Source organism: Kitasatospora sp. NPDC001664, assembly GCF_053596675.1.
Genome location: NZ_JBSFGS010000003.1, coordinates 429,110 through 440,503, shown reverse-complemented (window position 1 = coordinate 440,503; position 11,394 = coordinate 429,110). Strand labels below are relative to the sequence as shown.

General features: G+C 73.7%; 10 protein-coding genes. 3 read left to right on the top strand and 7 right to left on the bottom strand.

Going from position 1 to position 11,394, the window contains the following annotated elements; all coding sequences use genetic code 11:
- Positions 1 to 1,290, top strand: coding sequence for a M23 family metallopeptidase (locus ACWCYY_RS06765; RefSeq protein WP_449795338.1), 1,290 nt, complete (start codon positions 1 to 3; stop codon positions 1,288 to 1,290).
- Between the two features lie 17 nt (positions 1,291 to 1,307).
- Here ACWCYY_RS06765 and ACWCYY_RS06760 read toward each other — a convergent pair whose 3' ends face one another.
- A complete protein-coding gene (locus tag ACWCYY_RS06760; protein WP_449795337.1) occupies positions 1,308 to 1,799 on the bottom strand; it encodes a GNAT family N-acetyltransferase in 492 nt (163 codons plus the stop codon).
- A gap of 260 nt (positions 1,800 to 2,059) precedes the next feature.
- On the bottom strand, positions 2,060 to 3,007 hold the full coding sequence (locus ACWCYY_RS06755) for a helix-turn-helix transcriptional regulator (protein ID WP_449795336.1): 948 nt from the start codon (positions 3,005 to 3,007) through the stop codon (positions 2,060 to 2,062).
- Between the two features lie 156 nt (positions 3,008 to 3,163).
- Between ACWCYY_RS06755 and ACWCYY_RS06750 the strand changes: the two genes are divergently transcribed.
- Entirely contained in the window at positions 3,164 to 4,114 is a 951-nt protein-coding gene (locus tag ACWCYY_RS06750; RefSeq protein WP_449795335.1) for an alpha/beta fold hydrolase, read from the top strand.
- An 89-nt stretch (positions 4,115 to 4,203) separates the two neighbouring features.
- On the opposite strand, the gene ACWCYY_RS06745 is transcribed toward ACWCYY_RS06750, so the two are convergent.
- The gene (locus ACWCYY_RS06745) at positions 4,204 to 4,794 is read right to left on the bottom strand and encodes a TetR/AcrR family transcriptional regulator (protein WP_380149128.1); all 591 of its coding nucleotides are present in this window, start codon (positions 4,792 to 4,794) and stop codon (positions 4,204 to 4,206) included.
- A gap of 105 nt (positions 4,795 to 4,899) precedes the next feature.
- Between ACWCYY_RS06745 and ACWCYY_RS06740 the strand changes: the two genes are divergently transcribed.
- Positions 4,900 to 6,120: an alpha/beta hydrolase family protein gene (locus ACWCYY_RS06740; protein WP_449795334.1), complete on the top strand. Its 1,221-nt coding sequence runs from the start codon at positions 4,900 to 4,902 to the stop codon at positions 6,118 to 6,120.
- An 88-nt stretch (positions 6,121 to 6,208) separates the two neighbouring features.
- Here the strand turns inward: ACWCYY_RS06740 and ACWCYY_RS06735 are convergent, their stop codons facing one another.
- The 4 genes from ACWCYY_RS06735 to ACWCYY_RS06720 all read right to left on the bottom strand — a co-directional run bounded on the left by ACWCYY_RS06735 (position 6,209) and on the right by ACWCYY_RS06720 (position 11,326).
- Complete coding sequence (locus tag ACWCYY_RS06735; RefSeq protein ID WP_345282818.1) at positions 6,209 to 7,051, bottom strand: transglutaminase family protein; 843 nt, start codon at positions 7,049 to 7,051, stop codon at positions 6,209 to 6,211.
- A 5-nt stretch (positions 7,052 to 7,056) separates the two neighbouring features.
- A complete protein-coding gene (locus ACWCYY_RS06730) occupies positions 7,057 to 8,025 on the bottom strand; it encodes an alpha-E domain-containing protein (protein ID WP_449795333.1) in 969 nt (322 codons plus the stop codon).
- The gene (locus tag ACWCYY_RS06725; protein ID WP_345282821.1) at positions 8,022 to 9,584 is read right to left on the bottom strand and encodes a circularly permuted type 2 ATP-grasp protein; all 1,563 of its coding nucleotides are present in this window, start codon (positions 9,582 to 9,584) and stop codon (positions 8,022 to 8,024) included. The genes ACWCYY_RS06730 and ACWCYY_RS06725 overlap by 4 nt, the downstream gene beginning before the upstream one ends.
- A 95-nt stretch (positions 9,585 to 9,679) precedes the next feature.
- Entirely contained in the window at positions 9,680 to 11,326 is a 1,647-nt protein-coding gene (locus ACWCYY_RS06720) for a glycoside hydrolase family 13 protein (protein WP_449795332.1), read from the bottom strand.
- Positions 11,327 to 11,394 lie beyond the last annotated feature (68 nt).

The window sequence follows — 11,394 nt, the reverse complement described above, 5'->3', positions numbered from 1 at the left end:
ATGACAGCACCCACTCCCGCCCTCACCACCGCGGCCGGCCGGGCCGGCCGTACCCCGCGCCGCCGCGGACTCGGCACCGCCTCCCTCGCCGCGGCCGTCCTGCTGGCGGCGGCCGCCCCGGTGGCCGGAGCCGCGCCGAAGGCCCTGCCGCCCGACACGCGGTTCACCCCGCTGACGGCGTCCGTGATGACCGAGCCCACACCCTTCGAGGCCACCGACGGGCGGACGCACCTCTCCTACGAACTGCTCGCCACCAACGCGCTGTCCAGCCGCGCGCAGGTGCGGCTGGACCGGGTCGACGTCCAGGACGCGCGCACGCACCGGGTGATCGGGTCACTGAGCGGCGAGGACCTGGCCGCGGCCGCCAACCCCGTCGGCGACCCGCTTCCGGGTGCCGACGCGTACACCCCGGCGCCGCCCCCACCGGAGCCGACCGTCCTCCAGGGCTCCCAACAGTGGGTCATCTGGCTCGACTTCGTCCTGGACGGCGGGCAGCCCGTGCCCGAGGTGGTCGAGCACCACTTCGCGGGCACCATCCTCGGCCCCTCCGGCGAGGCCCCGTTCGAGGAGACGGTGCAGGCCACCCCGCTCGGCCGCACCGCCCCCCTGGACCTCGCCGCACCGGTCGCCCCGGGCGCCTGGTTCGCCAGCGAGTCGTGCTGCGGCAACACCCACCACAGGCGCGGCTTCGCCCCGATCAACGGCCGCTTCTTCGTGCCGCAGCGGTTCGCGATCGACTGGTACCGGGTCGGTGAGCAGGGTGAGACCTGGGCGGGTGACCCCACGCTGCTCGACAGCTACCTGAGCTACCGTCAGCCGGTGCTGGCCGCGGCCGGCGGCCGGGTGGTGGAGGTCCAGGACGGCGTCCCGGACAACACGCCGCCGATCACGCCGCCCGTCCCGCCGATCCAGGACACCACCGGCAACCACGTCACCGTGGAGGTCGCCCCCGGCCGTTTCCTGCTCTACGGCCACCTGCGGCCCGGCTCGCTCCGGGTCCGGGAGGGCGACTGCGTCGAGCCCGGCCAGGAGCTCGGCCTGATCGGCAACAGCGGCAACTCCACCACCCCGCACCTGCACTTCCAGGTGATGACCACGCCCGAGTTCTTCCCGACCGACAGCCCGCCGTTCACCTTCCGGGAGTTCCACGTCCTGGGGCAGGTCGAACCCCGACTCTGGGACGACAACCTGGGCATCCAGCCGACCGGCGTCCTGCCGATCACGCCGTCCCCGTACGAGGGCCCGCACCGGGCGGAGTACCCGCTGGACCGCGAGGTGCTGCGGTTCTGAGGCGACCTGCCGGGCCGTCAGCGGCCCGGCCCGAGGTCCTTGCCGTACCAGATCTCCATGTACGGCCCCGTGCAGTACGCCGGGATCTCGGCATAGCCGTGGCGGACGTACAGCGCGCGCGCCTCGACCAGGTCGAGGCGCGTGTTGAGGACCGTCCGACCGGCGCCGAGCGAGCGGGCCTCCTCCTCCAGCTGCTCCAGCAGGAGGCCCGCACCGCCCTTGCCGCGGAAGGCCGGGCGCACGTAGACCCGGGTGAGCTCGGCCCGCTCGGCGTCCAGCATCAGGATCCCGCCGCACGCCGCGGCCTCTCCGCCGTAGCGCCCGACCACGAACTGGCCGGTGGGCGGGGCGAGCAGCTCGACCCCGTCCCCGGCCAGGCCCCGGTCGACCTCCTCGGGCGTCGCCGGCCGCTTCCAGTACCGGCTCGCGACCTCGTCGTAGTAGTCGCGGCGCAGGCTGCTCGCGCTCGCCGAGTCGAAGGCTTCGGGGGTCAGGATCCAGGACGTCATGGCGCCATCCTCGTCCGGGCGCGAGGGTCCTGGCCAGCGCATTTCGAGAGCGGTGGCAGTGGTGGACCGGCCGCTGCCGCGCCGTTCGAGGCGGCGGTGCGGCCCGTCCCGGTCGGCTGGGCCCGGGCGCGGAAGCGTTCGTCCACGAGGACGGTCCGGTCCTGGAGGCCGGCGCCGACGATCCGCCGCTCGCCGTCCGCGAGTTCGTCGATCCGGGCGGGCTGGGCCGGAGTGAAAGCCGCCGGGCCCAGCGACGGGTGTCAGCGGTAGCGTTCGACCAGTGCGGTGCCGATGGCGAGCATGTGGTCCCGTAGACCCGGTGGGTCGGTCACCTCCAACCATGCGACCAGTCCGGCGAGTTCACCGGCGAGCGTGTGCTCGTCGTAGCCGCGGACCGCCACCCGGACCTGTCCGTCGGCCTGCGGGGCCCCGACCTCCAGCCGGGTGCCGAAGGCCATCCGGAGCAGCCCGATCGCGTCGGGCGGGCACAGCGCCCGGGCCTCCAGCGGCAGCCGGCGGCGGTCGACCTCGTCGGTGATCTCCCGCCAGCTCGCGGCGAGGTCGAAGCCATCTGGCCGGTGCACCGGGTCTCCGGTCGGCTCGGCGGAGGACACCCGGTCGATCCGGAAGGTCCGCCGGCCTGCCTCGGTGCCGGCCACCAGGTACCACGACGGGGCCTTGGCGACGATGCCCAGCGGGTGGACGGTCCGCTCGGTACCGGCGCCCTGGCCGTCGAGGTAGCCCAGCCGCACCTGGACGCCCCGGATCACCGCGTCCTGGAGCACGTCGAGGTGCCGGGGCGGCCGGGGCTCGGCCCACCTCGATCCCCAGCCGAGCGGGTCCGTGACCCGTGCGGCCGCCGCTGCCTCGGCCTGCGACCGGAAGGGCTCGGGCAGGGCGTGGACGAGCTTGCGCAGCGCCGCCTTCACGGCCGGTGCTGCGGCCGAGGCCGGGCCGGCCACCAGGAACAGCGCCCGGGCCTCACCCGCCGTCAGACCGGACAGGTCGGTGCGGGCGCCGCCGACCAGACGCCAGCCGCCGCCCCGGCCCTGCAGGGAGTACACGGGGACCCCGGCCATCGCGAGGGCGTCGAGGTCGCGGCGGGCGGTGCGCTCGGACACCTCCAGTTCGCGGGCGACCTCCGCCGCCGTCACCCGGCCGCGCCGCTGGAGCATCAGGAGGACGGCCACCAGCCGGTCGGTTCGCACCTCGCCAAGACTTCCAGGGAAACCGGTCACGGGGTGACCGGTTTCGCTCGGCACGATGGCGGCACGCCTCCAGCGGCGACCCGCACCGCGGCCTGACGCCCGGTCAGCCGGTCAGCCCGGGGGCGGCCATTCCGAACCGACCAGAAGGAGACCGCGATGTTCGATCCGGCCGATTTCCCCGAACCCACCCTCGTCCAGGTCAACGGTGTCGAGCTGGAGGTCTTCGAAGCGGGCCGCCAGAACGCGGGAAGCCCCGTCGTGCTCTGCCACGGATGGCCCGAGCACGCCTTCTCCTGGCGTCACCAAATACCCGCCCTGGTCGCGGCGGGCCACCACGTCATCGTCCCGAACCAACGGGGCTACGGGAACTCGTCCCGTCCGGCCGAGGTGACGGCCTACGACCTCGCGCACCTGACGGGCGACCTGGTCGCCCTGCTCGACCACTACGGGTACCGGGACGCCGCCTTCGTCGGCCACGACTGGGGTGCCATGGTCGTCTGGGGGCTGGCCCTGCTGCACCCGGACCGGGTGAACCGGGTCGTCAACCTCAGCCTGCCCTACCAGGAACGCGGCGCGAAGCCCTGGATCGAGGCGATGGAGGAGGTGCTCGGCGCTGACTTCTACTTCGTCCACTTCAACCGGCAGCCCGGCGTCGCGGACGCCGTGTTCGACCGGAACACCGCCCGCTTCCTGCGCAACCTCTACCGCAAGGACGAGCCCCCGGCGCAGCCCGGGCCCGGCATGGCGCTGATCGAGCTCGCCCGGGCGGAGGCCCCGCGCGGCGAGCCGGTGATGAGCGACGCCGAACTGGCGGTCCTGGTGGCCGCCTTCGAGTCGACGGGGTTCACCGGCAGCGTCAACTGGTACCGGAACCTCGACCGCAACTGGCGGCTGCTGGCGGACGTGGACCCGATCGTCCGCCGGCCCGCGCTCATGATCTACGGCGACCGGGACACCGTCAGGCGGTCCGAGAACCTGGCCGCGTTCGTGCCCGACGTCGAGGTGGTCAGCCTCGACTGCGGCCACTGGATCCAGCAGGAGCGGCCGGCCGAGACCAACCTGCTCATCACCGAGTGGCTGCGGCGGCGCCGGCCCGTCGGCACCTGACGGACCGTCCGGGCCGCACCGCGGAAGCGGCCCGGACACGGCCGGCCCAGCCCAGCCCGGCGCCGGCCCGGTGGGAGGCCCACCGCGGGTCAGCCGGGCGCCGGGCTCCCGAGCAGGCGGTCGACCAGGAGTTCCGGGTAGCCGGTGGCCGGGAGCTCGATCCCGAAGATCGCCCGGAGGTAGAACGGGGCGATCAGCTGGTCGAGGATCTGCTCCAGCGGCGGCGGGTGCTCGCCCCGGGCGGTGGCGCGCTGCCGGATCTGTTCGATGGAGTGCATCCGGCGGCGGAAGTGCTGGGTGCGCTCGTCCGGCGCCTGTGCTCGGACACCGCCCGGCATGGAGAGGATGACGGCTCGCACCAGGGCGCGCCCCTCCGCCGTGCGGATGCTCGCGGCGCTGGCCTCGGCCCAGGCGAGGAGGTCGCCGCGCAGGGAACCGGTGTCGGTGAGCGGTGAGTCGCGTTCGAGCCGGCTGGTGACCACGTCGGCCAGCAGCGCGTCGAGGCTGCCCCAACGCCGGTAGAGGCTGGTGTGGTTGACGCCCGCGCGCTGGGCGATCGCGGGGATGTTGAGGTCCTCGCCCGCCGGGTCGCAGAGCAGGTCGATGACCGCTTGGTGGACGGCGGCGCGGACCTGTTCGGGGCTCTTGCGGACGCGTGCGGTCGGCTGGTTCGGAGTCACCCCCACATCGTAAGCACAGATGTTTGCTTAGTCTCCCCCGGGGGGCTACAGCCCTCCCCGTAAGCACAGATCAGTGCTTGGCGCGGTCGAGGAGAGTGTGGGCGAATGAAGCAGCTGCTGTTCCCGGACAACATCCAGTTCTGGTACGAGACCCTGCGGTCGATGAGTCACATCGCTTACGGCGGAGCCGACTTCGGCGAGGTGGTCGCCACCGGCGAGCGCATCGTCGAGGGCGACTACGCCAGCTGGTACACGGAGTGGACGGCGACCGCCGACCGGGTGTCGGGCGAGGCGGAGAAGGCGCTGGCCGCCGGCCACCGGGTGAGCGCCCGGGACGGGTTCCTGCGGGCGTCGAACTACTACCGGTCGGCCGAGTTCTTCCTGCACGGGAACCCGTGCGACCCGCGGCACGACCACGCCTACGACCGGAGCGTGGAGTGCTTCCGGGCGGCGGCGTCCCTGTTCACCCCGGTCATCGAGCCCGTCGAGATCCCGTACGAGGGCACCACGCTGCCCGGCTACCTGTACCGCGTCGACGACTCCGGCACCCCGCGACCGACGCTGATCACGCACAACGGATTCGACGGCACCGCGGAGGAGATGCACTTCTTCGGGGCGATGGCCGGCGTCGAGCGCGGCTACACCGTGCTGGTCTTCGACGGCCCCGGCATGCCCGGCCCGCGCCACCACCAGGGCCTGGTCTTCCGGCCCGACTGGGAGCAGGTGATAACCCCCGTCGTGGACTTCGCCGAGACCCTCCCGGACGTGGACAACGACAGGATCGCGCTGCTCGGGATCAGCATGGGCGGGATCCTCGCCCCCAGGGCCGCCGCCTTCGAGCACCGCCTGGCCGCGCTGGTCGCCGTCGACGGCCTCTACGACCTGGGCCTGACCGCGGTGCGCAACATCCCCGGCACCCGCGAGGAGGCGGAGCGGCTGCTGCGCGCACCCTCGGCCCCCGAACTCGACGCCGCCATGGAACGGATCATGGCCCAGGACCCGATCGCCCGCTGGGCGATCAACCACGGCATGTACGTGATGGGCGCCGACACGCCCCGGGCCTTCAACGCCTCCTACCTCGACCACACCCTCGCGGGCGGCATCGCCGAACGGATCCAGTGCCCGACCCTGGTCTGCGACGCCGAGGAGGACATGTTCTTCCAGGGCCAGCCCGAGCTGCTCTTCGACCACCTCACCTGCCCGAAGACGCTGATCCGCTTCACCACCGAGGAGGGCGCCGGAGCCCACTGCCACCCCGGCGCCATGCGGCTCACCCAGGCCCGCGTCTACGACTGGCTCGACGACACCCTCGGCGTGACCGCCTGAGGAGCCGTCAGCCTCCGGTACCGGGCTCGGGGGTGGGTCCCACCGTGACGGGAACCGCCCCCGAGCATCCGCGCACCGCGTGCAGCTCTCAGGCGAGGCGGGTGAACTCCACGCGCACGCGCGGCACTTCGCCCGGCGCTCCGCGGTAGACGCCCTTGTGCGGCGGCACGTCGCCGTACTCCCGCCCGCGCGCGACGATGACGTGCGACTCGCCGGGGCGGGTCCCGTTGGTCGGGTCGTGGCCGGTCCACTCGCCCGACCAGTACTCGACCCAGGCGTGGCTCTCACCGGCCACCGGCCGGTCGGACCCGGCGTCCGCCGAGGGGTGCAGGTAGCCGGAGACGTACCGGGCCGGGATGCCGGCGGCGCGGAGCAGCGCGGCGGTCAGATGGGCGAAGTCCTGGCAGACGCCCGCCCGTTGGTCCCAGGCGTCCTGTGCTCCGCTGTGCACCCCGGTGGTCCCCTGGGTGTAGGAGACCCGCTCCCTGACCAGGTCGGTCAGCGCCGCCGCGGCCTCGTGGGCGTCCAGGCCCTCGGCGGCCCCGGCGGCCAGCGCCGCGAGCTCCGGCCCCACGGTGGTGCGCGGCGTGCCGGCGAGGTACTCGGTCAGCCGGCTGTCGGCCGACCGTGCGACGATCTCGGCCCGGCCGAGCGGCGCGGTCAGCGCGGCCGGCGGCGCGGTCTCGACCAGGCTGGTCGCGGTCAGCACCAGGCTGGTGTGCGAGTCGGCCAGGTCGAACACCGTGACCCGGGTGCCCCAGTAGTCCCGGTAGGTCCACAGTTCGGCGCTCGGGGTCACCTCCACCCGTGCGTCCAGGACGGTCTGGGTGGGCAGCGTGAGCGGGCTCATCCGCAGCTCGTTGTACGAGGAGCCGGCCGGGCTCGGGTATCCCACCCGGGTCTCGTGGCGGATCCGCAGTCGGCTGGCCACCGCGCTCACACCCCCTCGCGCGTCACGGCGTGGTGGGACCACTCGATCGGGCCGTCGCAGGGGAAGTAGCGTTCGGCCACGGCCCGGGTGGCCTCGCCGCAGGCGAGCTGCAGCTCCTTCAACAGGGCCGGCAGCCGGTCGAGTTCGGAGGCGGAGAGGTACTCCAGCCTGGTGCGCATCCGGCCCACCGCCAGCCGCGCGGGCTCGGGCGGCTGCCAGGAGGGCGTGCCGCCGCCGAGGTCGGCGAGGCACTCCTCGGCGGCGCTCAGCGCGTGCAGGACGGAGCGCGGGAAGCCCCGGTCCAGCAGCAGGAAGGACGCCACCTCGGCCGGATCGCTGCCGGCCCCGCGGGAGCGGACGAAGGCCTCCTCGGCCCCGCTGGCGCTCAGCAGCGTGGGCCAGTCCGGGGCGTGGACCCCCGCCAACCCCCGGACGGCGAGCAGCCGGGCGGTCATGTCGACCCGCTCCAGGCTCCGCCCGAGGATGACGAAGCGCCAGCCGTCGTCCCGGCTCATGGTGGAGTCGGCGAGTCCGAAGAACAGCGCGGCCCGGCGGCGGACCAGGCCGAGGTAGGCGTCGGGGCCGGTGCGGCGGGCGGCGCGGCGGTGCTCGTCGAGCTGGTGCCAGGTGGAGTTGAGGGTCTCCCACATCTCGGTGGAGACCACGTCCCGGGCGGTCAGGGCGTTCTCGCGGGCCGCCCCGAGCGCACCCTCGATGGAGTCGGGGCCGGTCGCGTCGAAGGCCAGCCGGGCCAGCACCGAGTCCGTGTCGCACTGCCGCTCGGGCGGGGCCGACACGCCGAGGATGGCGTGCAGCGAGCGGCAGGCCGCGTCCTCCCCGCTCCACGGGTCGTCCAGCAGCCGGTGCAGATAGGCGTCCAGTATGCGTGCGGTGTCGTCGGCCCGTTCCACGTAGCGGCCGAGCCAGAACAGCGACTCGGCGATCCGGGAGAGCATGGTGTCGGTGGTGATCACTGCTGTTCCTCCTCCTGGGGCGGGCCGCCGGGCGTGCCGCCGGGGCCGGACTGACGCGGGACCACTTCGTTCACGGGGCTCGGCCGTTCCTCCTCCACCGGGCCGGGCGGAGTGCCGGTCGCCAGCACCCAGGTGTCCTTGGAGCCGCCGCCCTGGCTGGAGTTGACGATCAGGTTGCCCTCCCCCAGGGCCACTCTGGTCAGGCCGCCGGGGAGCAGCCAGACGTCGTCGCCGTCGTGGACGGCGAACGGCCGCAGGTCGATGTGGCGCGGGGCGAGGCGGTCCCGGCCGTCGCCGTCGCGGCTCAGGGTCGGCGAGGTGGAGAGCGCGACGGGGCGCTGGGCGATCCAGCTGCGCGGGCACGCCCTCACCTGACCGGCCAGGCGCTCCAGCGTGCTCCGGTCCGCCCGGGGGCCGATCACGATGCCCTGGCCGCCCGCGCCGTCCACGGGCTTGAGCACCAGCCGGTCCAGTTGGTCCAGCACCTCCTCCAGCCGGCCCGGCTCCTCCGGGCGGATGGTCTCCACGTTCGGGAGCAGCGGCTCCTCTCCCAGGTAGTAGCGGATCAGGTCGGGGACGTAGGTGTAGAGCAGCTTGTCGTCGGCGATGCCGTTGCCCACGGCGTTGGCGAGGGTGACGTTCCCCGCGTGCGCGGCGGCCAGCAGGCCGGGGACGCCGATCAGCGAGTCCGGCCGGAAGTGCAGCGGGTCCAGGAAGTCGTCGTCCAGCCGGCGGTAGATCACGTGGACCGGGCTCTCGCCCCGGGTGGTGCGCATCCGGACCCGGTTGCCGGAGCAGACCAGGTCGCGGCCCTCGACCAGCTGGACGCCCATCAGCCGGGCCAGCAGGGCGTGTTCGAAGTAGGCCGCGTTGGCCACCCCCGGGGTGAGCACGACCACGACCGGATCGGTCACGCCCTCGGGGGCGCCGGCTCTCAGCGCGCCCAGGAGGCGCTGCGGGTACTCGTCCACGGGGCGGACGGACTGCTCCGCGAAGAGGGCCGGGAAGGTCCGGGTCATCACCCGGCGGTTCTCGATCACGTACGACACGCCGGACGGCACGCGGACGTTGTCCTCCAGCACCCGGAACCGGCCCTCCTCGTCGCGGACCAGGTCGATCCCGGAGACGTGGATGCGGACCCCGTTCGCGGGCTCGATGCCGTGCGCGGCGCGGTGGAAGTGCGGTGAGGAGTAGAGCAGCCGGTAGGGCACCACACCGTCGGCGAAGACGCGCTGCGCGCCGTAGGCGTCGGCGAGGAAGGCCTCCAGTGCGAGCACCCGCTGCCTGACCCCGCGGCTCAGCCGGTCCCACTCGACCGCGTCGAGCAGACGCGGCACCAGGTCGAGCGGGAAGGGGCGTTCCTCGCCCCCGTAGGCGTAGGTGACGCCCCGGTCGGTGAAGGCCCGGGCCATCTGGTCGGTGCGGTACCGCAGTTCGAGGGAGTCCAGCGGGCTCAGGGCGGCGAGGACGGCCTGGTAGGCCGGTCGCACCACCCCGGGTCGCTCGAACATCTCGTCCCACGCTCCCGCTGTCGTGTACGAGTCGAAAATGTCGGCCATAGCAAAACGGTATGGCCGGTTTGTTTCGCTCGTGCTGCGGACGCCCTCCCTATGTCACCTCGCCCCGCTTTCGGCGCACTCCAGCTGTCACCTCGTCAGCTCCGGGCGCCCGCGCGGAGCCAGACGGCGGTATCGGTCGGGAGCGAAGCGCCGTCGAGCGGCGAACTGGCAAGCAGGACGGCCTCGTGGGTGGGCAGCGGGACGGTGCCCGCCGATAGGTTGACCACGCAGGTGAACCCTCCCGGGCGGGTGAAGGCGAGCACGCCGGGAGCGGTGGGGAGCCAGCTGAGGGGGCCCTCGCCGAGGCCGGGTTCGGCGCGGCGCAGGCGCAGGGCGTTGCGGTAGAGCTCCAGCGTCGAGGACGGGTCACCGCTCTGGGCGGCGGCGGTGAAGTCCTTCCACGCACCGGGCTGGGGCAGCCAGGGCTCCCGCGCGGCGCCGGGCGGGCTGAAGGCGAACGGCGGGGCGGAGCCCGACCACGGGAGGGGGACGCGGCAGCCGTCGCGGCCCGGGTCGGTCTCCCCGGACTGATGGAGCGTCGGGTCCTGGCGGACGGCGGCGGGCAGGTCCTCCACTTCCCAGAGGCCGAGCTCCTCACCCTGGTAGACGTAGGCGCTGCCGGGCAGGGCGAGCGAGAGCAGGGCGGCCGCCCGGGCCCGGCGGGTGCCCTGGCCCAGGTCGACGGGGCTGGCGTGGCGCGCCCCGCCGTCGAAGGCGAAGGCGGTGTCGCGGCGGCCGTAGCGGGTGACGTGCCGGGTGGTGTCGTGGTTGGAGAGCACCCAGGTGGCGGGCGCACCGACCGGCGCGTGTGCGGCCAGGGTGCTGTCGATCACCTCGCGCAGTGCGTCGGCGTCCCAAGGGGCCCTGAGAAAGGGGAAGTTGAAGGCGGTGTGCAGTTCGTCCGCCCGCAGGTAGCGGGCGAAGCGCTCCGGGTCGGGGCTCCACAGCTCGCCGACGAACATCCGCTCTCCCGGGTAGGAGTCGGTCAGGCGGCGCCAGGAGCGGTAGATCTCGTGCACCCCGGGCTGGTCGGCCCAGGGCAGCGGGGTGCCGGGGCGGTGGTCGGCCCGGTCGGGGAGGCCGGCCTCCTTGACCAGCGCGTCGGTGACGTCGATCCGGAATCCGTCGACGCCGCGGTCGAGCCAGAAGCGCAGGGTGTGCTCGAAGTCGGCCCGCACGTCCGGGTGTTCCCAGTTGAGGTCGGGCTGCTCCGGGGCGAAGAGGTGCAGGTACCACTCGCCTTCGGTGCCGTCCGGTCCGTCGACGCGGTGCCAGGCGGGGCCGCCGAAGTAGGAGGTCCAGTCGTTCGGGGGCAGCTCGCCGTGGGTGCCCCGGCCGGCCCGGAAGTGGAAGCGCTCGCGCTCCGGCGAGCCGGGACCGGCGGCCAACGCCGCGCCGAACCAGGGGTGTTGGCTGGAGACGTGGTTGGGCACCAGGTCGACGACGATCCGCAGACCGGCCCGGTGCACCTCCTCGATCAGGGCCTCGGCCTCCGCCAGCGTGCCGAACAGCGGGTCCACGTCGCGGTGGTCGGCCACGTCGTAGCCGCCGTCGGCCATCGGGGAGACGTACCAGGGGGAGGTCCAGAGCGCGTCCACCCCGAGCTCGACCAGGTGGGAGAGGCGGCGCCTGATGCCGGCGAGGTCGCCGACGCCGTCCCCGTTCCCGTCGGCGAAGCTGCGCGGGTAGATCTGGTAGATGACGGCGTCCCGCCACCACGGGCGGGCCTCGTGACCGGTCATTCGGTGCCGACCTCCTGTCGGGTCCGGACGACGCGCCGGGCGACGGCGTGCCTCCTCCCAGACTCCGG

Coding starts and splice junctions, on each gene's coding strand:
- ACWCYY_RS06765 (WP_449795338.1), top strand. CDS start 1: ATGACAGCACCCACTCCCGCCCTCACCACCGCGGCCGGCCGGGCCGGC.
- ACWCYY_RS06760 (WP_449795337.1), bottom strand. CDS start 1,799: ATGACGTCCTGGATCCTGACCCCCGAAGCCTTCGACTCGGCGAGCGCG.
- ACWCYY_RS06750 (WP_449795335.1), top strand. CDS start 3,164: ATGTTCGATCCGGCCGATTTCCCCGAACCCACCCTCGTCCAGGTCAAC.
- ACWCYY_RS06740 (WP_449795334.1), top strand. CDS start 4,900: ATGAAGCAGCTGCTGTTCCCGGACAACATCCAGTTCTGGTACGAGACC.
- ACWCYY_RS06725 (WP_345282821.1), bottom strand. CDS start 9,584: ATGGCCGACATTTTCGACTCGTACACGACAGCGGGAGCGTGGGACGAG.
- ACWCYY_RS06720 (WP_449795332.1), bottom strand. CDS start 11,326: ATGACCGGTCACGAGGCCCGCCCGTGGTGGCGGGACGCCGTCATCTAC.